Here is a 24,530-nt window from a genome sequence, read left to right on the forward strand (position 1 = left end):
GCCGAGCACCGCGAGCACGACCGCGAGCACGCCGCGCTGGATCAGCTCGTCCGACACCTTGCCCGACACCGTCGAATAGCGAGAGAAGGTCGCGCCGGGGAATGCCTGGCCGATCGCGAGTTCGACCTTCTTCACCACCGCATTGGTCGCGCCTTCGTCGGCGCTATCCTGCACCGGCAGGCGGATCGCGACGATCTTGGGATCGCCGAACTGCTGCAACGCCGCCTGACCGACGCCGAGCCGGTCGACCACGGTCCGGACCTCGTCGAGATCGGGCGCGGTGGCGAACTTCTCCTCGATCATCAGGCCGCCGGCGAAATCGACGCCGAAGTTGAGGCCGCGAACCCCGACCAGCGCGATGCAGGCGATGCTGAGTGCGAGCGTCAACCCGAACGCCCAGCCGCGCAGACGGACGAAATCGATATTGGTGTTGTCGGGTACGAGTTTCAGGAGGCGCATGACGTTACCTCGAAGTCTTCATTCCCGCCTGCGCGGGGATGGCGGAGAAGTGAGTGGGCATCTTGGACATCAGATGTTGATCGTCTTCGGCTTGTTACGGCGCAGCCACAGCACGACCAGCATCCGCGTAAAGGTGACCGCGGTGAAGACCGACGTCGCGATACCGATCAGCAGCACGACCGCGAAGCCCTTCACCGGACCCGATCCGAGGAAGAACATGATGATCCCCGAAATCGCGTGGGTCATGTTGGCCTCGAAGATCGTCCGCGACGCTTCCTTGTAGCCGAGTTCGACCGACTGGACGATGCTCCGCCCGCGGCGCCGCTCTTCGCGGATGCGTTCGTTGATCAGCACGTTGGCGTCCACCGCGGTGCCGATCGTCAGCACGAAGCCGGCGATGCCCGGCAGCGTCAGCGTGCCCTTCAGCAGCGCGAGCACGCCGAGGATGACGAACACGTTGATGACCACGGCGAGGTTCGCGTAGAGGCCGAACCGACCATAGGTCACGAACATGAACGCGACCACGAGCGCGACCGCGACCGCTGAGGCGAGGATGCCCGCGCGGATCGAATCCTGGCCGAGTTCGGCGCGGATAGTCGATTCCTCGATGATCTTCAGATCCACCGGCAGCTTGCCCGATCGCAGCGCGATCGCGAGCTGGTTGGCGCTGTCGACCGTGAAGTTGCCGCTGATCGAGGCGGTGCCGCCAAGGATCGGTTCGTTGATGTTGGGCGCGGAGATCACGCTGTTGTCGAGAATGATCGCGAACGGCTTGTTGACGTTCTGCTGCGTCACCCGCGCGAACCGCGCGCCGCCCTGGCTGTTGAAGTTGATCAGCACCTGCGCGGCGTTGGTTTGCGGGTCGAACCCTTGGCGGGCGTCGGTCAATTGGTCGCCCGAGATCATCACCGCGCGCTTGACCGCGATGAAGGGAATGCCGCGGGGATTGTCGGGATAGGGGAGGACCTGGCTGCCGACCGGCGCGATGCCCTTGGCGAGATCGGCCTCGTTCGCGGTCTCGTCGACCAGCTTGAATTCGAGCTTGGCGGTCTTGCCGAGCAGGTCCTTCAGTGCTTGCGGGTTTTGCAAGCCGGGGACCTGGACGACGATGCGATTGTCGCCCTGGCGGATGATCGTCGGTTCGCGAGTGCCGAGTTCGTCGATGCGCCGGCGGACGACTTCGGTCGCGTCGTTCATCGCGGTCGCGATCGCCTCGCGTAGGCCGGCCTCGGTCGGCCGCAGTACGAACCGGCTGGTGTCGACGACGTTGATGTCCCACTGGCGCTGCCCGGTCATGCCGGCGCCGCCGCCGGTCACCGTCAGCAGGCGCTCGCGCGCCGCATCGACCTGGCTGGGGTCGCGCAGCAGGAACGAAAGCTGCCCGTTACGGCTGGAAATGTCGCCGACGTCGATCCGCGGAGCGCGGCGCATCTCGGTCGCGACCTGCTCCCGCATAGCCTCGATCCGGCTGGCGGCGAGATCCTGGGTATCGGCCTCGAGCAGCAGATAGCTGCCGCCGGCGAGATCGAGACCGAGGTTGATGCGCGGATGGACCGGCCAATTGGCGGTCACGCGTTCGGGTAGGAAGCTCGGGATCGCCAGGGCGCACAGCAAAGCCAGCACCCCCACGATCGACCAGACCTTCCACCGAGGAAAATCGAGCATCAGTCGTTCGCCGGCTTCGAATTCGGGCTGGTCACTTCCGACAGCGTCGACTTGACCGCGCGAACGCGGACGTTGGGCGCGATCTCGACCTCGACGAAGCGTTCCTCGACCTTGGTGACCTTACCGAGAAGGCCGCCCGCGGTGATGACGCTGTCGTTCTTCTTCACCGCCTCGACCGACTGCTGCAGCTTCTTCATGCGCTGCTGCTGGGGGCGGATCATCAGGAAATAGAAGACGATGAAGATGAGGAACAACGGCGCAAGGCCGACAAACGACGCGAGACCACCCGATTGGGCGGCGCCGCCTGCGACCTGAGCGTAAGCTGGAGTGATGATCATCGGTTCCGTGCATGGCTGATCGGCAGGGGCGAAGGCCCCCGCGTGAAGCGCCGCGAGCTAGCATCGGCGCGGCGCTCGCGCAACCGACGGCTCGTGCTACAGCCCCGCGGGGCCCGCCAAGGGCCACGCTTGAACAAGGAGAGCATGCATGATTCTCGTTATGGGCCATATCAAGGTCGCCGCGGGGCAGGGTGCCACGCTGAAGGACATCCTCGCCGCGCACATGGCGCGGGTGCAGGAAGAGGATGGCTGCGAGCATTACAGCTTCGCGTTCGACGCCGCCGATGCCGACACGATCCGGATCGCCGAACGCTGGGCGACTCCCGAAGCGCTCGCCGCACATGGTCAGGCCGATCATCAGAAGGCGTTCGGCCGGGCGCTGCGCGACTTCACCGTCGAGTCGATCGGTGTGAAGGCGTGGGACGGCGAGTTCTGGCGCACGCTGATTGGCGACTGACCGCCCTGCGCGAACCGGGCACGCGCCAAACGGGGACGCGACGCTTGCATCCCCGGCACCGCCCGCCTAAAGCCCCGCGCCTCGGGTTGGCTTCGACATCGTCGCGGCGGACCCTCGGTCGGGGCGTAGCGCAGCCTGGTAGCGCATCACACTGGGGGTGTGGGGGTCGCAGGTTCGAATCCTGTCGCCCCGACCAAATTCTTCGGAAATCGTTGAGATGGCTGGGCCAACCTGGTCGGCGCTCAGCGCGTGACCGGTTGGCCGCCCTTTATCACCAGACGCACGCGGCGGACCGCGCGGATGTCGCTGGTCGGATCGCCCTCGACCGCGACGAGATCGGCGAGGAGGCCCGGCTTGACCGCGCCGACCCGGTCGGACAGGTGCAGCGCGCGGGCGTTGCCGGCGGTGGCGGCGATCAGCACGTCGGCGAGCTTCATGCCGTCTTGGGCCATCAGCTCCATCTCGCGCGCATTGTCTCCGTGGCTGAAGACGCCGACGTCACCGCCCATGCAGATCGGCACCCCGGCCTTCATCGCCAGCCGGAAGCTCGTGCGGTTGAGCGCGACCGCGGGCGGCGCGGGCTCGGTGCCGTTCCAGCCGCGATAGCGCGAGGTCGCGTCGGAGGCGGCCAGCGTGGTGCACAGCGCAATCTTCCTGGCAGCCATCGCAGCGAAAATCGGCCCGGTGCCGCCATAGCCGTGCTCGATCGTGTCGACGCCGGCTTCGATCGCGCGGCTCATCCCTTCGGGGGTCGAGGCATGGACCGCGACCGGGCGCCCGGCATCGTGGGCGGCGGCCACCGCGGCCTTCAGCTCATCGAGGCTGAGGGTCGCGCGGCTGTCCTCGCCGCTGCGCCAGCGGTAATCGCCATAGAGCTTGATCCAGTCGGCGCCGGCGGCGATCTGGCGGCGCACCGCAGCGACCATCTGGTCGACCCCCGAGACTTCCTCGGCGCCTTGCGGGATCGCGACCCCGGGCTCGAACCCCTTCGGGCCGTAGGCGCCGAGCGCGACGATCGCACGGGTCGCGACCGACAGCCGCGGACCCGGAACGATGCCCTGGTCTATCGCGGCCTTAAGTCCGACATCGGCGTAGCCCGCGCCTTCGGTGCCAAGGTCGCGTTCGCTGGTGAAGCCCGCGAGCAACGTCGCCCGCGCATTCGCCACCGCGCGCGCGGTGCGCAGCGCCAGCGATTCGTGGAGCACCTGATCGTCCCAGCTAGTCTCGTCATAGGGGTGGAGGAACAGGTGGCCGTGACCCTCGATCATGCCCGGCATCAGCGTGGTGCCCGCGAGCTCTATAGCTGTGGTGCCGGCGGGGGCCGTGAGATCGGGGCCCACCGCGACGATGCGGTCGCCGGTGACGAGCACCTGCCAGCCGGAGTGGACCTTGCCGTCGATGCCGTCGAACACGCCGGTGGGTTTGAGGAGCAGCGAAGAAGGCTCGGCAGCCGTGGCGACGGCGGCTGGTGCCAGGAGCAGCGCCGCTACGATCTTGACCCACCGCATCACGTTCTTCTCCACCGCTCTCCGTACCGTTAGCGCGCTACGCCGCGCGCGCAATCGGCGTCGCTTTGCGGGGCTGCGCCGATCGCGCCGCACGGCTAGACACGCGGCGATGTCACGGCGACGCACGACCACCAGTTCCCGGCGCGGTACGCAGCGGCACGTCGCGGCGGAGCGGTGGCTGCTGTTGATCGGCATCGTGACGATCGTGATCCTGTTCGCAGGATTGTTCGATCCCCGGCGGGCCGACGGTGACCGAGCGGCCAAGGTGGAGCCGCTATCGATGGCGGCGGCGCGGGTGTCCAATGCGGCGGTCCCGATCGTCGCTCGGCGGCGGGTGAGGGCCGAACCCTATCGCTTTCGCGGTGGACCGGCAGCGCGCGAGCAGGCGGTCGAATGCCTCGCCACCGCGGCGCTGTACGAGGCCGGAGATGATCGGCGCGGCCAGCGCGCGGTGATCCAGGTGGTGCTCAACCGGGTGCGGGCAGCGGGGTTTCCCAAGACGGTGTGCGGCGTGGTGTATCAGGGCTTCGCGCGGACCACCGGTTGCCAGTTCTCGTTCACCTGCGACGGATCGCTGTCGCGCCGCACGGTGCATCTCGGCTGGGGCGCGGCACGCCGGCACGCGCGACAGGCACTGGCCGGGCGGGTCTTCGCCGATGTCGGGCGGGCGACGCATTACCACACCGACTGGATGGTGCCTTACTGGCGCGACTCGCTGGTGAAGGTGGCGCGGGTCGACACGCACCTCTTCTATGTGCGCCGGCGGGGACGCTGATACGCGGTCAGCCCGCTGCGCTGGCCTGGATGTAGCGCCCGACATTCTCGCCCAGAACGTCGAGCGGGACGTTGCCGCCCTCCACGACCGCCTGATCGAAGTCGCGCAGGTCGAAGCGCTTGCCGAGCGCCTTCTGCGCGCGGGTGCGCTGCGCGACGATCTCGGTCTGGCCGAGCTTGTAGCCACAGGCCTGCCCGGGCCAGGCGCAGTAGCGATCGACTTCGCTGACCGCGTTGCTCCGCGGCAGCCCGGTGGCCGCGATGAACTCGGCAAGCGCACGCTCACGCGTCCACCCCATCGCGTGGATGCCGGTGTCGACGACCAGCCGTACCGCACGCCACGACAGCCCCATCAGATAGCCGAGCCGTCCCGCCGGATCGCCTTCGTACATGCCGAGTTCGTCGGCGAGTTGCTCGGCGTAGAGCGCCCAGCCCTCGGAATAGGCGTTGAACGACAGCAACGAGCGGATCAGCGGCAGTTGCTGTGCATATTCGCCCTGCCAGACATGGCCGGGAATGCCCTCGTGGAACACCAGGTCGGGGATCGTCACGCGGTTGTGGATCGACGGATCGCCGAGGTTGACCCAAACCTTGCCGGTAATCTTGCCGTCGAGCGACCCCGGACCTCCATAGGCCACGGGCGCACCCGCCTCCTGCGCCAACGGCATGCGCCGGATCTCGAGATTGCCCGGCACCAGCCGACGAAAGGCGCGGGGCAGGCGCGGCCGGATCGCATCGATCTTGCCCTGCATATAGGCGATGATCTGGCGGCGGCCTTCGTCGTCGTTCGCGAAGCCAATGCCCGGTCGGCGCTGGAGCGCGGCGGCGCGATCGGCGACGCTGCCTTCGGCGAGGCCGAAGCTCTTCAGGATAGTGTCCATCTGCGCCTGGAGCTCGATCAGCTGGGTGCGGCCGATCTCGTGAATCTCGGCCGGGGTGCGCCGCGTCGTGGTGCCGGCACGCAGGCCCCATGCGTACCATTCGGGGCCGTGCGGACGCGTGCCGAGACCCGCCGCATCGGTCGCGACCGTGCGTTGCGCGATCAGCTCGGCGCGTTGACGCTCCAGCGCTGGGATCACGAGGCGGGCCGCGACCTGCGTGGCCCGTGCCGACCAGTCGCCGGGAATCGCAGCGACCTTGCGGCGCAACGGCCCCACCAACGGACCATCGGGCTGCGCAGCCTGGGCGATCGTCTGCGTCATCCCGGCGATCGTCTTGTCGAGCAGGAAGGATGGCGGCACGAAATCCTTCAGCCGTGCGTCGCGGATGCGGGCGGTCTCGCCGTCGAGCTGCGCCGCCATAGCGGACAGCCGCGCGAGGTAGGCCTCGGCATCGGCGGCGCTGCGCACCGGCTGATCGCCCTCGAGCAGCTGCGGCACGTCGAGCCACGCGCCGACGTTCTGGATCACGACATAGGGCGTGTTCCGCCAGTCGCCGATCGTCGCATAGCCATAGGGCAGCGCCATGCCGTCGAGCGCGGTGCGGAACGCGCTGTCGGCAACGGCAAGGCTGGTCAGCATCGTCTGGTCGAGGCCTTTTCGCGGCACGCGCGCGAGATCGGCGACCGCGGCGGTCAGGAACGCGCGGCGCTTCTCGACTCCGGCTGGCGAGCGATCGTCCAACCGGCCGCGGAGCGCGGCGTGCGAACCGGTGTCGATGCCGAGGCGCGTGGCGTCGCCCGGCTGAAGCTCGATCAACTGCCAGGCGAGGCGATCGAGCAGCGCGGCGGCGGAGCTCGTGGCGGCGGCACGGACCGGCGCGGCGACGAAGGCGGCGCTGGCGGCAAGGCCGGCGAGCGCATCGCGGCGTGAAGGGGCGGAGAAGTTCATAGCGCAGACTTACGGCGCGCCGCGCGCAGGTCAACGTGGCGGCTGTCGGGAGCTAACGTCTGGTTTGCATGATATCGATCAACCGTGCATCGAGCCGATGCCGGCGGAACGACCCGCGCATGACGGGGATGACGATGACCGAGACGCACCGCCCGACCGCATCGAGCGCCACGGCGACGGTTCGTCCCCCGCGTGGCCGTGGGCTGGAGCCGCTGGTGCCGTGGATCATCGCCGCGATCGTCACGTCCGGGCTGTATGTTGGACGATCGGTGCTGGTGCCGATCACGCTGGCGATCCTGTTGTCGTTCCTGCTCGCGCCGATCGTCGCCGCGTTTCGGCGCGCACGGCTCGGCCGGACCCCGGCGGTCGTGCTCGCGCTGCTGCTGTCGCTCGCGGCCATGTTCGTAACCGGCGCGGTGATCGCGAGCCAGGCGGCGACCCTGACCAAGGACGCACCGGCTTATGCGGAGCGGATCTCGGAGCGGGTCGCGAAGGTGCGGGCGGAGGTCCAGCAGCGGTTCGGCTTCCTACTGCAGGAGAAGGACGGCGGCGGCGGCGACCGCGCGGCGACTAGGGCGCGGCAGCAGGGCGAGCGGGCGGCGTTGCCGAAGCGCAGCAGCAGCGCGGTGCCGGTGGAGATCCGCGAGGCGCCGATGACCGCCATGCAGGAGGTGGAGACGATCCTCCTGCCAGCGCTCGCCCCGATCGAGACCGCGCTGATCGTCCTGATCGTGACGATCTTCATCCTGTTCCAAAAAGAGGATCTGCGCGACCGATTGATCCGGCTGATGGGCACCGCCGACCTGCATCGGACGACGCTGGCGCTCGATGACGGCGCCAAGCGCCTGAGCCGCTATTTCCTGTCGCAGTTCATCGTCAATTGCGGGTTCGGCGCGATCATCTGGATCGGCCTGTTCCTGCTCGGGATTCCGTCGCCTGGGCTATGGGGCATCCTCGCCGGCCTGTCGCGCTTCGTCCCCTATGTCGGCGTGCTGATCGCAGCGGTCGGGCCGCTCGCGCTCGCCGCCGCGATCGACCCGGGTTGGGGGTCGCTGCTGTCGGTTGGGCTGCTCTTCATCCTGATCGAGCCGCTGATCGGCTATGCGATCGAGCCGCTGCTCTATGGGCGTTCGACCGGGCTCTCGCCGGTGTCGGTGGTGGTCGCAGCGCTGTTCTGGACGTGGATATGGGGCGCGCTCGGACTCGTCCTCGCGATGCCGCTGACGCTGATGCTGGTGGTGCTCGGCAAGCATATTCCGGCTTTCGCGATGTTCGAGATCCTGCTCGGCGACCGCCCTGCCTTGTCGCCTGCGGAAACGCTATACCAGCGCGCGCTGGCGGGCCATGTGGACGAAGCGGTCGATCAGGCGGACGATCTGCTGGAGACGATGCCACTCGCGACCTATTACGACGATGTCGTGCTCGGCGCGCTGCGGCTCGCCGCGGCCGATCGCGATCGCGGCGTGGTCGAGCGCGAGGCGATGCACGGCGTTGCGGACGCGATCATGCAGGTGCTCGGGTCGATCGATGCCGAGCTTGCGATCGGCGCGGAACCGGGAGGCACCGCGACCTGCCTGTGCATACCCGGCCGCGGCCCGTTCGACGTAGTGGTCGCGAGCATGACCGTCAGCCTGCTCCGGCGCGAGAAGGTGGCGGCGAGGCTGCGCGTGCGCGAGGACCGGCCGGGCACGGGGGCGAGCGACATGCTGCTCGACCAAGCCGATCTCGTCTGCCTGCTCGGACTGTTCGACGCCCGAGCCGCGCGCCGGATCCGCCCCTTATTCGCGGATGTCGAGGCGAGATCGGGCGCGGGCGCGGTGATTATCGGCGTGCAGCGGGTTGCGGGCGACACCTCGGCAGAGCCCGGCATGATCGTTCACGACGATCTCGCGAGCGTCTGCGCGGCCGCGGCGACGGCGCTGGCGATCGAGGATGAGGTGGTCGCGCCGGTCTGAGGCGAGGAGGCGCAGCCAGAGATGAGCTAACGCTGGGTAAAGCTCGCGCCCTTGATCTATCGATCGCGCCGGCGCGCGACGATCAGGCCTGCCACGGCCGCTGCGCCGGCGATCAGCGCCGTGCGGGTCACGGCGGGGTGTAGCTGGGCGGCGGTGTAGAGGCTGGTCTTGCGGCCCGGCTGGACGCCCGATCGCTCCTGTCCGTGCCGCCCGGGCGCGAAGATCGTGGTCGGGGACGGGCGCCGGGGCGGGTCCGACATCATCGGCTCCATGAACGGCGCGGTCACGTCGAGCAGCGCGGGGAAATGCTTGCCGATCAGCACCTGCAACCGGCCTGCGCCGCCGACAGTGATGTCGCGGCGAACATGTTCGGCGGCGTCGAGGATCGCGCGCGCGACCAGCGTCGGATCATAGACCGGGGGCGGCAGCAGGCCCTCGCCATCGACATGCTTGGCGGCGTTCTGCGCGATCGGGGTGTCGATACCCGCAGGCTTGATCAACGTGACCGAGATCGGCAGCTTGTCGCCGATCAGCTCCATCCGCAACGCATCGACGAAGCCGCGCACCGCGTGCTTGGACGCGCTATAGGCGCTGAGGATCGGCGACGGCAGGTCCGATGCGATCGATCCCACGGTGATGATCGCGCCGCCGTTCTCGCGGAGGTGATCGACGGCGGTGAGGGCGCCGTGAACCACGCCGAAGTAATTGGTCTGGAACAGCTGCTGATGTTCGTCGAGCGGGGTGTCGACCAGCTTGGCGTAGATCGCGGTGCCCGCATCGTTGACCCAGGTGTCGATGCGACCGAACCGCGCGATCGCCGCGGCAGCGGCGGCGCGGACCTGCGCCATGTTGCCGACATCGGCGACGGCATAGATGGCGTCGCCACCCGCAGTCGCGATCTCGGCGACGGCGTCGGCAAGCGATTTCTCGCTACGGGCGACGAGCACGACCTTGGCGCCGCGCTCCGCCGCCAGCTTGGCGGTGACGAGCCCGATGCCGGAGCTCGCACCGGTGATCAGGATGACTTGGTCGGCAACTGGCTTCAGATTGATCTTGGTCATTAGCGTACCTTCTGCGATTCGCGGACCAACTATGCCGTTGCCGTTTCGTTCCTGATCAGCCTGCGTAGATGCGGTCGAGCACTCGCGAGACCGCGACGAGGTTCTCGGCGGCCGGATCGAAACGCTCGCCGTCGGCCAGCCGCCGCGCCCAGTCGATCGCGGCGCGACCGCCCCATTCCTCGGGCGGTGCCCAGATTCGTTCGGCGGCGGTGCCGCGGTAGCGGTCCGCGGTGAAGTCGTAGAAGGATCCGTCCACGTTGCGGAGCGCGGCGCCGCCGCCGGTGCCATAGAACGTCGCCGAGATGTCGGCATCGCGCCCCGCATGCGCGCGCCAGGAGCAGGCGAGTCGGATGACGGTGCCGCTCGCGAGGACGATCGAGGCGATCGCGAAGTCCTCGATACCACCGGGGGCGAGGGCCCGGCCCTCTGCGGTCAGATGCGACCGGACCTCGCGCACCTCCGGAAAGTCGAGCGTCCACAACGCAAGATCGACGAGGTGGACGCCCAGATCCATGACGCAGCCGCCACCCGATTGCGCGCGATCGTAGAACCACGGTTTGTCGGGGCCATAGGCGTTATGGAAGACCAGATCGACGGTGTGGACGTGGCCCAACTCGCCGATTCGGACGAGCGCGGCGATGCGCTCCATGCCGATGGTGAAGCGGTAGGAGAGATCGACGGTCAGCAACCGGTCTGCGCTGCGGGCCGCCGCGACCACCGCCGCCGCTTCGTCGCCGCTGCGCCCGAGCGGCTTTTGGCAGAACACCGCGGCGCCCGCCTGCAAGGCCTGGATCGACTGCGCGGCGTGGAGCGCGCTGGGGGTGGCGATGACGACGCCGTCGGGGGCGAGCGCGAGGATCTCGTCGAGCGTCGAGACCAGCGCCGCGGCGGGCGCGAGCTCCTGCGCCTCGGCGGCCATGTCGGGCGAGGGATCCGCGATCGCGACCGCCTCGACGCGGCCGTCCGCGAGCATCGCAGCCATGCGATGGCGGCCGATCCAGCCGGTGCCGAGGAAGCCGATACGGGGCTTGTCAGTCATAGGTCACCAGCGCTTTCACGAAGCCGTCGGGCTTGTCGCGGGTCGCCTCGATCGCCTCTCCGACGCGGTCGAGCGGATAGCGATGCGTGTAGAGCGGCGACGGATCGAGACGGCCGCCGGCAACCGCGTCGATTGCCTCGCGCAACCCGCGCAGATTGACCGCGGGGTCGCGCTCGTGCGCGTTGATCACGTCGATGCCTTTCCAGTTCCACATCTGCATGCTCACCTGGCGCGGCCCGTCCTGGTGATAGCCGGCGACGATCAGCTTGCCGCCGAAGCCGACGAGTTCGCCCGCGAGATCGAGCGGCCATTGCTTGCCGACCGCCTCGATCACGCGCTCGCACAGCGCATCGCCGGTGATGCGCTTGACGTCCTCGATGATGCGGTAGTGATCGTCCATGACGATCGTCTCGGCCGCACCGAAGCTGCGCGCGAGATCGAGCGAGGATTGCCGCCGCGAGATCGCGATCACCCGCGCGCCGGCGTCGGTGGCCAGGCGGGTAAGGATCGCGCCAAGAAAGCCGATGCCGACGATCGCGACGGTCTGGCCGGCATGGATGTCGGCACGGCGGAAGATGTTCATCGCGCAGCCGAGCGGTTCGCCGGGGAAGGGGATCCCCGCGAGCGCAGCCGGGAGCACCGCGACCGCGTCGGCGCGGGCGATGTCATAGCGGGCGAAACTGTGCCCCGCGAGCGTCGCCACGCGGTCGCCCACCCGGATGTCGTCGACGTCCTCACCGATGGCGTCGACGATGCCCCAGCCCTCGTGGCCAAGGCCGCCGGGCTCGCCGGGGAAGGTCGACCAGGGCTGGCCCTCATAGGGTTCGACATTCGACGCGCAGACACCGCACCCTTCGAGCCGGACGCGGACTTCGCCGCTGCCGGGGACGGGCACCGCAACCTCTGCGATCGTCATCGCCGCCGGGCCGGTGAGCAACGCTGCTCGCATCTTATCAGTCATTTACAGGAACCTTTGTGCCCGGGTGCGGCTTGAATCGCGATGCCCGATACCACACCGACCCAGCCTGGAATGACCCACACGCTCGAGGAGAATATCGAGCGGCTGGCGGACCGCCAGCGTCGCGACGCGGCCGCCGCGCCGATCAGCGAGCGCCTGTCCGACGCGATCACCGCGTTCGCCGGATCGATGACCTTCGTCGCGCTGCACCTGGTCGTGTTCGGGGGCTGGATCCTGGTCAATCTCGGCTGGCTGCCGATCGTTGCGCCGTTCGACCCGAGCTTCGTCGTCCTGGCGATGATCGCGTCGGTCGAGGCGATCTTCCTGTCGACCTTCGTATTGATCAGCCAGAACCGGATGGCCGCGATCGCCGATCGCCGGGCGGATCTCGACCTCCACATCAACCTGCTGGCAGAGCACGAATTGTCGCGGCTCGCATCGCTCGTCGCGTGCATCGCGCGCAAACTCGAGGTCGATGTCGACAGCAAGGATCTGGGCGAGATCGAACGCGACGTGCAGCCCGAGCGCGTGCTCGACGCGATCGAAGCGGCAGCCTCAGCCCGCGGCTGAACGGTCACGTGCCGGTCGCGACCACGGGCAGCGCGGGCGCGTAGCGGTCGATCATCCAGGCGCAGAAATCCGCGAACGCCTGCGGATCGCGCGCGGCGCTGGTATGGTGCGGTGCGATGCCGAGATGTTCGGGCGTGAAGCAGAAGGTCACGGTGACGTCGAAGTCTGCGAGCGCCTCCATCTGCCGGTCGAACCAGTCGATCGCATCGGGGCGGAAGCTGTCGGCCCAGCTGAGCCCGGTACGAAGCTTGCGCGTTCCCAGCCGCTTCATCCACGCGACCGCGTCGTCGAGCCGCGGATCCTGGTAGTGGAACCACTGCATCAGCCCCATCTCGCTCGCGACCTTCGCATATTCGTCGAGCGACGGCTTCGGCGTACCGTCTGGCCGGATCAGACCCATGTAGAAGTGGCGGTAGTAGCTCGATCCTTCCGCCTCGCGATGACGGGTCTCGGCGCCCCATTCCATCGGCAGATCGAACAGCGAATACCAGAATATGCGCGGGACGCGGCCGATCAGCAGTTCGGCGGTGCGCTTGACGCCGAAGACCTGCACCTCCTCCGCGCCGAACGATCCGACGCCGACCTCGGTGACCCAGACCGGCTTATGAGTGACCGCCTCGATCTCGGCGATGCGATCGGGCCACTCATGGATCGACCAGAGATTCCAGTCGAGCGGGAAGCCGTGGACCGCGATCACGTCGACCGCGTCGAGCGCACCGTGCGCTTCGATCCGCTTCAGCCAGTGGGGATCAATCGGCGACATGCCGCCGAGCACCCGGGTGATCGCAGGATTGATCGCGCGGATCGCGCCGCCCGCGCGGATCACGGTATCGGAAAACAGCGACCAATCGGGGTCGATCGCGGGATCCCAATGCGACTTGTTGTTGGGTTCGTTCCAGATCATCGCGGCTTCGATCATCGAGCGCCTCCGTTGGTGCCGGCGACGGCAGGGTAGACCGCGGCGGGTCCGAATTCGGCATAGGGCACCGGCGCCACGCGGCAGAGATAGACGTCGTGCTCCGGATGCGCCTCGATCGTGAATCCCGACGCGCGCAGCATCGCTTCGCTACCGGCGCGGTTGGGCGCCCACCAATTGGTCCAATCATGCGCGAATTCGCGCTCGATGAAGTGCATCTTGGGATAGCCGGGTTCGTCGAAATAGTCGGGCGGATCGAAGGTGCCGGGCTTGTGGAATGGGTGGTCGTCCGGGACCTCGGCGAGATCATCCGATCCCTGCTGCATCGTCTGGAACAGCATCATGTCATCGGCAACGTGCTCGCGGATCAGGTCGAGCGCGAGAAGCGGGTGACGAAGGTGATAGAGTACGCCCATGAAGATCACGAGGTCGAACCGCTCGCCGAGCGACGCGACGTCGTAGACCGATAGCTTGCGGAACTCGACATCGGCGAAGCCGAGCGCGTCGGTGGCGAGGCGCGCCTGCGCGAGGTAGCGATCATCGCTGTCGATGCCGAGCACCCGGGCGGCGCCGCGACGCTTCATCTCGACCGAGTAGAAGCCCGCGTTGCAGCCGATGTCGAGCACGGTCTTGCCGGTGAGATCGGCAGGCAGCGCGTCGGCGAACCGCGCGAACTTGAAGCGCGGGTAATCGCCGAGGAAATGGTCGGGCGCGGTGACGATCCCGTCGCCGAGATCGATATTGTGGAACCAGGGAGAGAGTGCAGCCACCCGCCCCCGCAGGGTGTCGTCGATCGTCGTCGCCATCATCGTTCCACTTCACCCGGTTGTTCGTTCAGCGACATCAGCCGCGCGCCCCAGTCGCCCCATACGATGCGGGTGACCGAGGCCGGTCCGACATCGAAGCGCAGCAGATTGTCGAGCGGCAGGCCCAGCGCGTGCGCGACGGTGCCGCGGATCATGTCGGCGTGGCTGACGATCGCGACGGACTGCCCGTCGTCGGTCGCCGCCACTCGATCAAGCAGCGCGACGATCCGGGCCTGCGCTTCGGCCATGGTCTCGCCGCCGGGGATGCGCGCAGTGCCGCGTTGGGTGTTCCAGGCGGTCCAGGCTGGCTCGTCGATGAAGCTGCCCAATTCGCGGCCGGTCCAGTCGCCCATGTCGATCTCGACCAGCGCGTCGTCGGGTTCGACGGTGATGCCGTGCGCTGCAGCGATCGTGCCGGCGGTCTGGCGGGTGCGATCGAGCGGGCTGCACAGGACGCGGTCGAGTCGCTCATGGGACAGCGCTGCACCGAGCCGGTCGGCCTGCGCGCGACCGATGTCGCTCAGCGGCACGCCCGACAGGCGGCCCGAGAAAATCTTGTCGAGATGCACGTGTGCGGCATGCCGGATGAGTAGGAAAGTGACCGCCACGATGCGTGAGATGCCCCGATGCAAGAGCCGCTTCACGGCTGTTCATTTCGCCCTCAACACTCTTACCAGCTTCTAAGTTCCTCCCGCAACCTACCTAGAACATTGATCTATGTTATAGGGAACAAAGAAGAAGAAGGTGTGTTTCCGCATTGTGATTCACGCTGGAAGCAGGGGGCGATACAGCGAATGATACGATCCACCACGTTCGTTACAAATACGGCAATAACCTCGATCAAGTCCGCCGCATGAGCGAGACGATCCTCATCACCGGTGGTGCCGGGTTCATCGGCCGCTTCGTCACCGAAGAACTGCTTTCCCGCGGCAACAAGGTCCGGGTTCTCGATAGCCTGATCGAACAGGTGCACGGCGACGTCGATGGCTCGAAGATGCTCAACGGCGAGGCTGAGCTGATCCGTGGCGACATTCGCGACAAGGCCGCGGTCAGCGCCGCGCTCGCGGGTGTCGACAGCGTGATCCACCTCGCCGCCGAAGTCGGGGTTGGGCAGTCGATGTATGAGGTCGAGCGCTATACGTCGACCAACGATGTCGGCACCGCGGTGCTGTTCGAGGCGCTGATCGACCAGCCGGTGCGCCGCGTGGTCACCGCATCGTCGATGTCGATCTATGGCGAGGGGCTGTACCGCGACGCCGACGGCGCGCTGGTCGAGGACGCCGAGCGCAAGGGGCTGCGCGACGGCCTGTCGAACTGGGAACCCGTCGACGCGCAGGGGCGTCCGCTGGCGCCGATCGCGACGCCCGAATGGAAGCGGCCCAATCTGTCGTCGATCTATGCGCTCAACAAATATGTGCAGGAGCGCACCACCCACATCATGTCGGCGCCATACGGCATCGAGGGCGTGTGCCTCCGACTGTTCAACGTCTATGGGCCCGGGCAGGCGCTGTCGAACCCCTATACCGGCGTGCTCGCGATCTTCGCGTCGCGGCTGCTGAACGGCCAACAGCCGATGATCTTCGAGGACGGCGAACAGCGTCGCGACTTCGTCCATGTCAGCGACGTGGCCCGCGCCTTCGCCGACGCGCTGACGTTGCCGCAAGCGGTCGGAGGGACCTTCAACATCGGCTCGGGTCACGATCGGTCGGTGACCGAGGTCGCGACCGAACTGGCGCGCGCGATGGGCAAGAACGAGATCGAGCCGATCATCGTCGGCAAGGCGCGGATCGGCGACATCCGGCATTGCTTCTGCGACACGACGCTGGCGGCGGAGACGCTCGATTTTCGCGCTAGGCAGGATTTTGGCGACGGGCTCGCTGCATTGGCCGAGTGGGTGGCGGTGCAGACCTCGACCGACAAGGTCGAGCAGATGCGCGCCGAGCTCGAAAGCCGGGGGCTGGTGGCGTGAGGGTGACCTACCTCACTTCTCCCCGGAACGGGGAGGGGGACCGCGCATCGCAGATGCGTGGTGGAGGGGGCTCGCCGCTGGGTGCACCGTTCTTGGCGGGCCCCCCTCCCCCATGCTGCGCATGGTCCCCCTCCCCGTGCCGGGGAGGATTGCGATGAGCCAGCCGATCCTTATCACCGGCGGTGCAGGGTTCATCGGGTCGAACCTTGCCGATCGGCTCGCGGGTGAGGGGCACCGCGTGCGGGTCTACGACGCGCTTTCCCGCGCGGGGACCGAGCGCAACCTTGCCTGGCTTCAGGCGAACCACGGCGACGCGATCGAGTTCATCCACGCCGACATCCGCGACGAACCCGCGCTCGCCGAGGCGGCGCGGGATGCGAAGGCGGTGTTCCATCTCGCGGCGCAGGTCGCGGTGACCACCAGCATGGTCGACCCGCGCGACGATTTCGCGATCAACATCGCGGGCACGCTCAACCTGCTGGAGGCGTTGCGCCTGCGCGGCGACAAGACGCCGCTGATCTTCGCGTCGACCAACAAGGTCTATGGCGACCTCGCCGACCTGTCGTTCGATCGCGAAGGCGATGCCTATGTGCCGGCCGATGCATCGGTGCGCGCCAACGGCATCGGCGAGACGCGGCCGCTCGACTTCCACACGCCCTACGGCTGCTCCAAGGGCGCCGCCGACCAATATGTGCTCGACTACGCGCGCAGCTTCGGCGTGCCCACCGCGGTGCTGCGGATGAGCTGCATCTACGGTCGCCGCCAGATGGGGACCGAGGACCAGGGCTGGGTCGCGCATTTCCTGATCCGGGCGCTGTCGGGCGAGCCGATCACGCTTTACGGCGACGGCTGCCAGGTGCGGGACATCCTCGACGTGTCGAACGCGGTCGACGCCTATGTGCGGGCGTGGGAGCGGATCGACGACATTCAGGGTCGCGCCTTCAATCTGGGCGGCGGGCCCGACAACGCGATCAGCCTACGCGAATTGCTGGGCCATATCGGGACGCTGATAGGCCGCGACGTCGCGATCGACTATGCAGACTGGCGCGCGGGCGATCAGCGCTATTTCGTCGCCGACACCCGCACCGCGCAGGCCGCGCTCGATCTCGCGCCGAAGGTGGCGTGGCGCGACGGCGTTGCCGAACTCGCGCGCTGGCTCGTGGCCGAACGCCGACTCAACCTGACGATCGCCGAGCCGCACGCGATGGCGTCATGAACAGCGGATTGTCGCTGTTGATGACCGCCGACGCGATCGGCGGCGTATGGCAATATTCGCTCGATCTCGCCGGTGCGCTCGCGCCGCTTGGTGTGGCCACGACGCTGGTGACATTGGGACCGCGCGCGACCGCGGCGCAGCGGTCGGAGGCGGCGGACGCGGGCGTCACGCTCGTCGAAAGCGGGCTGCCGATCGACTGGCTATGTGATGGTCCCGAGCCGATCGTCGCGGCGGGCGAGCAGATCGCGGCGATCGCGGCGGCGCGCAAGGTCGATTTGGTCCAGCTCAACATGCCGACGCTCGGCGCGCGCGCGCGCTTCTCGGTGCCGGTAGTGGCGGTCATGCACGGCTGCATCGCGACATGGTGGGACGCGGCGCACGGCACCACGCTGCCGATCGAGTATCGGTGGCAGCGTAGCGCAACTCATCAGGCTCTGATCGCCGCCGATGCGGTGGTGGCGCCGAGCGCGACGCATGCCGGCGAGGTCGCGCGGCATTACGGCCTCCTGCATCCACCGCTGGCGATCCACAACGGACGCACGCCGCTGGTGGAGCGGCGGGCGGATGCGCCGGCGCGCAGCTTGTTCACCGCCGGCCGGCTCTGGGATTTGGTAAAGGACACCGCGCTGCTCGACGCGGTCGCATCGCGTCTGCCGGTGGGCTTTCGCGCGGCCGGCGCGACGCGCGGGCCGCATGGCGAGACGGTGGTGCCCGACCACCTCATGTTGCTCGGTCAGCTCGGCACGACGGCTCTGACCGCGGAGTTGGCGACGCGGCCGATCTTCGTGTCGGCGGCGCGCTTCGAACCGTTCGGGCTGGCGGTGCTGGAAGCCGCGGCGGCGGGGTGCCCGTTGGTGCTGTCCGACATCCCGACCTTCCGCGAGCTGTGGGATGGAGCGGCGACCTTCGTGCCGCCGGGTGACGAGGACGGCTATGTCGCGGCGAGCGAAGCGTTGCTCGACGATCCCATGCAAGCGGCGACGTCAGGCGATGCGGCGCGGGCACGGGCGGCGCAATACACGCCTGCCGCGACGGCCGCCGCGATGGCGTCGCTCTACGCGCGACTGGTCGACGAGCGGAGGGTGGCGGCGTGAGGATCGTCTATTTCACGCATTCGCTGCTGTCGTGCTGGAACCACGGCAACGCGCATTTTCTGCGTGGCGTGCTCCGCGACCTGATCGCGCGCGGCCATGACGTCCGCGCGTGCGAGCCAGAGGGCAATTGGAGCCTCGGCAATCTGCTGGCGGATGGCGGCGACGCGGGGTTGGCGCCGTTCCGCGACGGCTATCCCGATCTCGATCCGATCGTCTACGATCCCGCGGCGCCCGATCTCGATGCGCTGCTCGACGGCGCCGATCTGGTGATTGTGCATGAATGGAACGAGCCGGCGCTGGTCGCGGCGATCGGGGCCCGGCGCGCGCGCGGCGGCCGGTTCACGCTGTTTTTCCACGATACCCATCACCGCGCGGTCAGTGCGCCCGATCAGATGCGCGCGATCGATCTCGACGGCTATGACGGGGTGCTCGCGTTCGGCGAGACGCTGTCCGAAGTGTATCGCGGCTGGGGTTGGGCAGGGCGCGTCTGGACCTGGCACGAGGCCGCCGACACGCGACACTTCCATCCGCCTGCGGTGGAGGGCCCGCGCGACGGATTGGTGTGGGTCGGCAATTGGGGCGAGAACGAGCGCACCGCGGAGCTCGAAACATTCCTGTTCGCACCCGCCGCCGCGGTCGGGCTGCCGCTCGACATCTACGGCGTGCGCTATCCCGACGAAGCACTGGCGATGCTCGCCCGTTACGGGGTGCAGTATCGCGGCTGGGCACCCAACGCCTCGGCGCCGGCGATCTTCGCGCGTCATCTGGCGACCGTGCACGTGCCGCGACGCTACTACGCCACAATCCTTCCGGGCATCCCGACGATCCGGATGTTCGAGGCGCTAGCCTGCGGGATACCGCTGGTGTCGGCGCCATGGGACGACAGCGAGGGCCTGTTCCGTACCGATCAGGATTACCTCGCGGTGCAGGACGGCGCGGGGATGACCGCGGCGTTGCGCGCGATCCGCGAGGACGGTGACCTGCGCGCGTCGCTCGTCGCGTCGGGGCTCGAGACCATCATCACCCGGCACAGCTGTGCCCACCGCGTCGACGAGCTGCTCGCGATCGTCGCGACGCTCACGACCACCACCAGAAAGGATGCCGCATGAAGATCGCCTTCTACGGCTCGAGCCTGCTGTCCTCCTACTGGAACGGCGCCGCGACCTATTATCGTGGCATCCTGCGCGATCTCGCCGGGCGCGGCTACGACATCACCTTCTACGAACCCGACGCCTTCGACCGCCAGCTCCACCGCGACATCGATCCGCCCGAATGGGCGCGCGTGGTGGTCTATCCGGCAACCGAGGCGTCGATGCGCGAGGTGCTTGCCGATGCCGCGCGCGCAGATGTCGTCGTGAAGGCGAACGGCGTCGGAGTGTTCGACAAGGAACTGCTCGAAGGCGTAGTTGCAGGCGCCGCGCCGCATGCACTGAAGATCTTCTGGGACGTCGACGCCGCGGCGACACTGGACGAGATGCGCGCCGACGCTGGCCACCCCGTGCTCGCCGCGCTGCCCGACATCGACATGGTGCTGACCTATGGCGGCGGCCCGCCGGTGATCGACGCCTATCGAGGCTTCGGGGCGGCCGCGTGCGTGCCGATCTATAACGCGCTCGATCCGACCACGCACTTCCCGGTCGCGCCCGACGCGCGCTTCGACGCGGATCTCGCCTTTCTCGGCAACCGGCTGCCCGATCGCGAGGCGCGCGTGGAGGAGTTCTTCCTGCGGCCCGCCGCGTCGCTGCCGGAACGGTCGTTCCTGATCGGCGGCAATGGGTGGGAGTCGAAATCGATGCCAGCCAACGTCCGACACCGCGGCCACGTCTACACCGCCGAGCACAACGCCTTCAACTGCACGCCGAAAGCGGTGCTCAACGTCGCGCGCGATTCAATGGCGCATATCGGCTTCTCGCCTGCGACGCGGGTGTTCGAGGCGGCGGGTGCGGCGGCGTGCCTGATCACCGATGCGTGGGAAGGGATCGAGCAGTTCCTCATCCCGGACGAGGAAGTGCTGGTCGCGCGCGACGGACAGGACGTCGCCGAGCATATGGCGGCGTTGACCCCTGAACGGGCGAAGGCGATCGGCGAGGCGGCGCTGGCGCGGGTGCTCGCCGAGCATACCTATTCGCTGCGTGGCGCGCAGGTCGATGCGCTGTTCCGCGAGCATGCCGATCGCGTGGCGGAGGCGGCATGAGGATCGTCGTCCTCGGATTGAGCCTGTCCTCCTCCTGGGGCAACGGCCACGCGACCACGTTCCGCGCGCTGTTGAAGGCGTTCGCGGCGCGCGGGCACGACATCCTGTTCCTCGAACGCGACGTGCCCTGGTATCGAGACCAGCGCGATCTGGCCGATCCCGCTTTCTGCCGGCTCTGCTTCTACGACGACCTCGACGATCTCGCTCGCTTCACGCCGGAGATCGCGGAGGCGGATGCGGTGATTGTCGGCTCGTACGTTCCCGAGGGCGTCGCTGTCGCGCATTTCGTGCACGAGGTCGCGGGCGGCACCACTGCCTTCTACGACATCGATACGCCGGTGACGCTGGCAAAGCTGGCGCGCGGCGATTTCGAATATCTCAGCCCGGCGGAAATCCCGCGTTACGACCTCTATCTGTCGTTTACGGGCGGGCCGACGCTCGACCTGCTCGAGCGTACCTATGGCTCGCCGGCGGCGCGCGCGCTCTACTGCTCGGTCGATCCTGCCGCCTATCGGCCGCTCGGCGGCGCGACGCGGTGGGACCTGTCGTACCTCGGCACCTATAGCCCGGATCGGCAGCCGACGCTGGAGCGGTTGCTGATCGAACCGGCACGCGCGATGCCCGACCGGCGCTTCGTGGTCGCCGGGCCGCAATACCCCGCGGACATCGATTGGCCGAGCAACGTCGATCGCATCGACCATCTGCCGCCGTCGGAGCACGCCGCCTTCTATTCCGCCTCGCGATTCACGCTGAACGTCACGCGTGCCGACATGATCGCGGCGGGCTGGTCGCCCTCGGTCCGGCTGTTCGAGGCGGCGGCCTGCGCGACGCCGATCGTGTCGGACGTCTGGGACGGCATCGGGTCGATCTTCGTTTCCGGTTCCGAGATCATCCTCGCCACGGACACCGCAGACGTGATCGCGGCGATCGAGCGGACCGACGCCGCCGCGATCGGCACGGCAGCGCAGCGCCGCGTGCTCGCCGAACACACCGCCGCGATCCGCGCCGGTGAGCTCGAGGCCCATCTGCTGGAGGCGGGCAACGCCACAGCGACCACGCAATTGACGAGCGCCGCATGACGAGCGCCACTGGAGAGACGAGCATGGCATTTTCCGATCCCGACCTGATCGTGGTCGCCGGCGGGGCGGGGTTCATCGGATCGCACCTGTGCGACCGGCTGTTGTCGGAGGGCAACCAGGTGCTGTGCCTCGACAATCTCCAGACCTCGCGCGCGTCGAACCTGCGCTTGCTGGAAGGCCGCGACGGCTTCACCTTCGTCGAAGCCGACATCGTGTTGCCGCTGCCCGACGCGGTGATGTCGCAGGCCCACCGGATCACGCGCGTCTACAACCTCGCCTGTGCGGCGTCCCCGCCGCAATATCAGGCCGATCCCGAACACACGATGCTGACCAACGTGGTCGGCACCAATCATCTGCTACGGCTGGCGGAACGGTCGGGCGCCCGCTTCCTGCTGACCTCCACCAGCGAGGTCTATGGCGATCCGGAAGTGCATCCGCAGATCGAGGGCTATCGCGGCTGGGTCAATTGCACCGGGCCGCGGGCCTGTTACGACGAGGGCAAGCGAGCCGCGGAAGCGCTCGCGTTCGACTATGTGCGTACCAAGCGCGCGGCGGTGCGGGTGGCGCGGATCTTCAACACCTATGGTCCCCAGATGCACCCCGACGATGGACGCGTGGTATCCAATCTCATCTGCCAGGCGCTCTCGGGCCGCGACATCACCATCTATGGCGACGGCAGCCAGACGCGCAGCTTCTGCTACGTGTCGGACATGGTCGATGCGCTGATCCGGCTGATGGAGTCGGACATCGACGGCAGCGAGCCGGTGAACCTCGGCAACCCGGTCGAGCTCACGGTCGGCGACCTGGCGGAGCGGGTGATCGCGATGACCGGTACCAGCGGCGACATCATCTATCAGCCACTGCCGCAGGACGACCCGCGCCGCCGCCGCCCCGACATCGCCCGCGCGCGCGAACAACTGGGGTGGTCGCCGCAGGTGTCGATCGAGGAAGGTCTGGAGCGGACCTGCGCCTGGTTTGCGGCCGAGCTGGGATCGGTGCGGGAACTGGCTGCGGAGGCGGCGGAGTAGCGTCTGGAGCGCTGTGAGGCTGGTTGGGTTCCTTACTTTGCTCGAAACGAACGGGTGGGGGAAGGTCGTCTCACCTAGCGGAACGCCCAGCGCAGGGTCCGCGCGAGGCCGAGCGCACCGCCGCGCACCAGCGGCACCGACAGCGGTGATGGCGAAAGACCGTGCATGCGCTGCGCCCAGCCCGGGAGGAGGTCGATCGCCGCCTGGAAAGTGACCGCCTGCACCGGCGCGACCGCGGGATGCGAGGCGCGCTGGCCCAACAGGATGCGCGCAACCTCGGCCGAGCGATCGGTGGCGGCGAGTTCGGGGCGCATTTCGCCGATGAGGGCGTGTGCCGCTGCGCGGGTGCGTGGAACCGGATCGGCACCAAGCGCGGCCGCGATTTCGCCGATCTCGGCGAAGTAGCGATCCTGATCACGCGTCGTCATCCGCGCTTCGGCGTAGCGGATCCAGGCATTGAGGAAACTGACCGCTTCGGTGACATGGACCCAGGCGAGCAGCTGCGGATCGGTCGCGCTATAGCTGCCGCCATCGGGCAGCGTGCCGCTGATATGATCGTGGATCCGCCGTACCCGCCCGATCAGCGCCGTAGCCTCGTTACGGTCGCCATAGGTGGTGAGCGCGATGAACCGCGCGGTGCGCCGCAGCCGGCCGAGCATGTCGTCGCGAAAGTTGGAATGGTCCCACACCCCCGCCAGCACCCCGGGGTGGAGCATCTGGAGCAGCAACGCGGTGACCCCGCCGACCAACATCGTCGTGACGTCGCCATGCACGCGCCAAATCACTGATCCGCGCGCGAACATGGCGTTGTCGGATCGGGTGACGGGCTTCTCACCGCGCGCCTGGTCGTTGAAGATGGCACGGACCTGGCCGACGATCGCCTGTTTGAGGAAGCTGGGTGAGGGTAGGGGGAGGTCAGCGGCCATCGACGTTTCAACTCGCCGGGCGGGGTGGGCGTTCCGGGTGAGGTGCGGCGCGCTGTTGCCATGTAATCAGGCTCCACCCGTACCTCCCCCTCCACCACTCGGCTGAAGCCGAGCGGTCCCCCTCCCCTTGCGGGGAGGAATTTGGCGTCCCCCTATTCCTCCCCAGCAAGGGGAGGTGGCGCGGCGCAGCCGTGACGGAGGGGGAGGTGAGCGACGTCCTCGCCCTTGATGACCACACCGTTAAACAGAAAAACCGCCGCCCGGGACGGACCCGGACGGCGGCTGTTCTCTCAGCGTTCCGACGAAGCTTACTCGGCTTCGTTCAGATACTCGCCGGCGGCTTCGTCGCTGCCGTCGCCCGATGCCACGACTGCGGCGAGCGGGTCGTCGCCGGTGCCGGCGTCGTCGCGGACGCTACGGGCGGCTTCGGCCTCCCGCAGCGCGGCGGCGCTGGTCGGGGCGACCAGCATCGCCTCTTGCAGCTTCTTCTGCTGGACGCGAAGCGCGGCGTCGCGGCTGGTGGCCGCGACCCGGAGGCGGTTCATGCCCGCACCCGTGCCCGCCGGGATCAACCGGCCGACGATCACGTTCTCCTTCAGCCCCATCAGCTGGTCCTGCTTGCCCTGGACCGCCGCCTCGGTGAGGACGCGGGTGGTCTCCTGGAACGACGCCGCCGAGATGAAGCTGCG

At 68.1% G+C, this 24,530-nt stretch carries 23 protein-coding genes, 1 tRNA gene and 1 pseudogene; 12 read left to right on the forward strand and 13 right to left on the reverse strand.

What is annotated here, in order from left to right; genetic code table 11:
• The 3 genes and pseudogenes from ACFE77_RS12180 to yajC form a co-directional block, all read right to left on the reverse strand.
• Window positions 1-459 (reverse strand): annotated as a pseudogene (locus ACFE77_RS12180) (protein translocase subunit SecF); the annotation flags it as partial.
• Window positions 460-528: 69 nt separating this feature from the next.
• Window positions 529-2,124 (reverse strand): protein translocase subunit SecD, encoded by a 1,596-nt coding sequence (secD, locus tag ACFE77_RS12185; RefSeq protein WP_375421910.1) that lies wholly within the window; start codon window positions 2,122-2,124, stop codon window positions 529-531.
• Window positions 2,124-2,462, reverse strand: a complete 339-nt coding sequence (yajC, locus tag ACFE77_RS12190; RefSeq protein ID WP_375421911.1) for a preprotein translocase subunit YajC — start codon at window positions 2,460-2,462, stop codon at window positions 2,124-2,126. Before yajC ends, secD begins: the two co-directional genes overlap by 1 nt.
• 148 nt (window positions 2,463-2,610) lie before the next feature.
• Between yajC and ACFE77_RS12195 the strand changes: the two genes are divergently transcribed.
• Complete coding sequence (locus tag ACFE77_RS12195; protein WP_375421912.1) at window positions 2,611-2,919, forward strand: putative quinol monooxygenase; 309 nt, start codon at window positions 2,611-2,613, stop codon at window positions 2,917-2,919.
• A gap of 119 nt (window positions 2,920-3,038) precedes the next feature.
• Window positions 3,039-3,115, forward strand: a tRNA-Pro gene (locus ACFE77_RS12200).
• 46 nt (window positions 3,116-3,161) lie between these two features.
• Here ACFE77_RS12200 and ACFE77_RS12205 read toward each other — a convergent pair.
• The gene (locus ACFE77_RS12205; RefSeq protein ID WP_375421913.1) at window positions 3,162-4,427 is read right to left on the reverse strand and encodes an amidohydrolase family protein; all 1,266 of its coding nucleotides are present in this window, start codon (window positions 4,425-4,427) and stop codon (window positions 3,162-3,164) included.
• A gap of 109 nt (window positions 4,428-4,536) precedes the next feature.
• Here ACFE77_RS12205 and ACFE77_RS12210 point away from each other — a divergent pair, with 109 nt between their 5' ends.
• Complete coding sequence (locus ACFE77_RS12210; protein ID WP_375421914.1) at window positions 4,537-5,202, forward strand: cell wall hydrolase; 666 nt, start codon at window positions 4,537-4,539, stop codon at window positions 5,200-5,202.
• A gap of 7 nt (window positions 5,203-5,209) precedes the next feature.
• On the opposite strand, the gene ACFE77_RS12215 is transcribed toward ACFE77_RS12210, so the two are convergent.
• Window positions 5,210-7,030, reverse strand: a complete 1,821-nt coding sequence (locus ACFE77_RS12215) for a DUF885 family protein (RefSeq protein ID WP_375421915.1) — start codon at window positions 7,028-7,030, stop codon at window positions 5,210-5,212.
• 119 nt (window positions 7,031-7,149) lie between these two features.
• On the opposite strand from ACFE77_RS12215, the gene ACFE77_RS12220 reads away from it, so the two are divergent.
• A complete protein-coding gene (locus tag ACFE77_RS12220; RefSeq protein WP_375421916.1) occupies window positions 7,150-8,985 on the forward strand; it encodes an AI-2E family transporter in 1,836 nt (611 codons plus the stop codon).
• Between the two features lie 56 nt (window positions 8,986-9,041).
• On the opposite strand, the gene ACFE77_RS12225 is transcribed toward ACFE77_RS12220, so the two are convergent.
• Genes ACFE77_RS12225 through ACFE77_RS12235 form a run of 3 tightly spaced genes read right to left on the reverse strand, consistent with a single transcriptional unit; the run spans window position 9,042 to window position 12,046 of the window.
• Window positions 9,042-10,046, reverse strand: coding sequence for an SDR family oxidoreductase (locus tag ACFE77_RS12225; protein WP_375421917.1), 1,005 nt, complete (start codon window positions 10,044-10,046; stop codon window positions 9,042-9,044).
• 55 nt (window positions 10,047-10,101) lie between these two features.
• A complete protein-coding gene (locus ACFE77_RS12230) occupies window positions 10,102-11,085 on the reverse strand; it encodes a Gfo/Idh/MocA family protein (protein WP_375421918.1) in 984 nt (327 codons plus the stop codon).
• Window positions 11,078-12,046 carry a zinc-binding dehydrogenase gene (locus ACFE77_RS12235; protein WP_375421919.1) on the reverse strand — a complete coding sequence of 323 codons (969 nt, stop codon included), beginning with the start codon at window positions 12,044-12,046 and terminating at the stop codon, window positions 11,078-11,080. Before ACFE77_RS12235 ends, ACFE77_RS12230 begins: the two co-directional genes overlap by 8 nt.
• A gap of 39 nt (window positions 12,047-12,085) precedes the next feature.
• On the opposite strand from ACFE77_RS12235, the gene ACFE77_RS12240 reads away from it, so the two are divergent.
• Window positions 12,086-12,613, forward strand: a complete 528-nt coding sequence (locus ACFE77_RS12240; RefSeq protein ID WP_375421920.1) for a DUF1003 domain-containing protein — start codon at window positions 12,086-12,088, stop codon at window positions 12,611-12,613.
• 4 nt (window positions 12,614-12,617) lie between these two features.
• Here the strand turns inward: ACFE77_RS12240 and ACFE77_RS12245 are convergent, their stop codons facing one another.
• Genes ACFE77_RS12245 through ACFE77_RS12255 form a run of 3 tightly spaced genes read right to left on the reverse strand, consistent with a single transcriptional unit; the run spans window position 12,618 to window position 14,979 of the window.
• A complete protein-coding gene (locus ACFE77_RS12245) occupies window positions 12,618-13,532 on the reverse strand; it encodes a glycosyl hydrolase (protein WP_375421921.1) in 915 nt (304 codons plus the stop codon).
• Window positions 13,529-14,335 (reverse strand): TIGR04290 family methyltransferase, encoded by an 807-nt coding sequence (locus tag ACFE77_RS12250; RefSeq protein WP_375421922.1) that lies wholly within the window; start codon window positions 14,333-14,335, stop codon window positions 13,529-13,531. Before ACFE77_RS12250 ends, ACFE77_RS12245 begins: the two co-directional genes overlap by 4 nt.
• On the reverse strand, window positions 14,335-14,979 hold the full coding sequence (locus ACFE77_RS12255; protein ID WP_375421923.1) for a histidine phosphatase family protein: 645 nt from the start codon (window positions 14,977-14,979) through the stop codon (window positions 14,335-14,337). The genes ACFE77_RS12250 and ACFE77_RS12255 overlap by 1 nt, the downstream gene beginning before the upstream one ends.
• A 209-nt stretch (window positions 14,980-15,188) precedes the next feature.
• On the opposite strand from ACFE77_RS12255, the gene ACFE77_RS12260 reads away from it, so the two are divergent.
• From ACFE77_RS12260 to ACFE77_RS12290, 7 genes are all read left to right on the forward strand, one after another.
• Window positions 15,189-16,304, forward strand: a complete 1,116-nt coding sequence (locus ACFE77_RS12260; RefSeq protein ID WP_375421924.1) for an NAD-dependent epimerase/dehydratase family protein — start codon at window positions 15,189-15,191, stop codon at window positions 16,302-16,304.
• A 154-nt stretch (window positions 16,305-16,458) separates the two neighbouring features.
• A complete protein-coding gene (locus tag ACFE77_RS12265) occupies window positions 16,459-17,520 on the forward strand; it encodes an SDR family NAD(P)-dependent oxidoreductase (protein WP_375421925.1) in 1,062 nt (353 codons plus the stop codon).
• Window positions 17,517-18,614 (forward strand): glycosyltransferase family 4 protein, encoded by a 1,098-nt coding sequence (locus ACFE77_RS12270; protein WP_375421926.1) that lies wholly within the window; start codon window positions 17,517-17,519, stop codon window positions 18,612-18,614. Before ACFE77_RS12265 ends, ACFE77_RS12270 begins: the two co-directional genes overlap by 4 nt.
• Window positions 18,611-19,723 carry a glycosyltransferase gene (locus tag ACFE77_RS12275; protein WP_375421927.1) on the forward strand — a complete coding sequence of 371 codons (1,113 nt, stop codon included), beginning with the start codon at window positions 18,611-18,613 and terminating at the stop codon, window positions 19,721-19,723. The genes ACFE77_RS12270 and ACFE77_RS12275 overlap by 4 nt, the downstream gene beginning before the upstream one ends.
• The gene (locus ACFE77_RS12280) at window positions 19,720-20,808 is read left to right on the forward strand and encodes a glycosyltransferase (RefSeq protein WP_375421928.1); all 1,089 of its coding nucleotides are present in this window, start codon (window positions 19,720-19,722) and stop codon (window positions 20,806-20,808) included. Before ACFE77_RS12275 ends, ACFE77_RS12280 begins: the two co-directional genes overlap by 4 nt.
• Window positions 20,805-21,887 (forward strand): glycosyltransferase, encoded by a 1,083-nt coding sequence (locus tag ACFE77_RS12285; RefSeq protein ID WP_375421929.1) that lies wholly within the window; start codon window positions 20,805-20,807, stop codon window positions 21,885-21,887. The genes ACFE77_RS12280 and ACFE77_RS12285 overlap by 4 nt, the downstream gene beginning before the upstream one ends.
• Window positions 21,884-22,915: a UDP-glucuronic acid decarboxylase family protein gene (locus tag ACFE77_RS12290; protein WP_375421930.1), complete on the forward strand. Its 1,032-nt coding sequence runs from the start codon at window positions 21,884-21,886 to the stop codon at window positions 22,913-22,915. Before ACFE77_RS12285 ends, ACFE77_RS12290 begins: the two co-directional genes overlap by 4 nt.
• 74 nt (window positions 22,916-22,989) lie before the next feature.
• Here the strand turns inward: ACFE77_RS12290 and ACFE77_RS12295 are convergent, their stop codons facing one another.
• Together ACFE77_RS12295 and ACFE77_RS12300 are read right to left on the reverse strand one after the other, a co-directional pair.
• Entirely contained in the window at window positions 22,990-23,841 is an 852-nt protein-coding gene (locus ACFE77_RS12295; protein ID WP_375421931.1) for an oxygenase MpaB family protein, read from the reverse strand.
• 308 nt (window positions 23,842-24,149) lie between these two features.
• A partial coding sequence (locus tag ACFE77_RS12300) for a hypothetical protein (protein WP_375421932.1) occupies window positions 24,150-24,530 on the reverse strand: 381 nt, incomplete at its 5' end.

The sequence above is a fragment of the uncultured Sphingomonas sp. genome, from assembly GCF_964243315.1.
In the GTDB taxonomy this organism is placed as follows: domain Bacteria; phylum Pseudomonadota; class Alphaproteobacteria; order Sphingomonadales; family Sphingomonadaceae; genus Sphingomonas.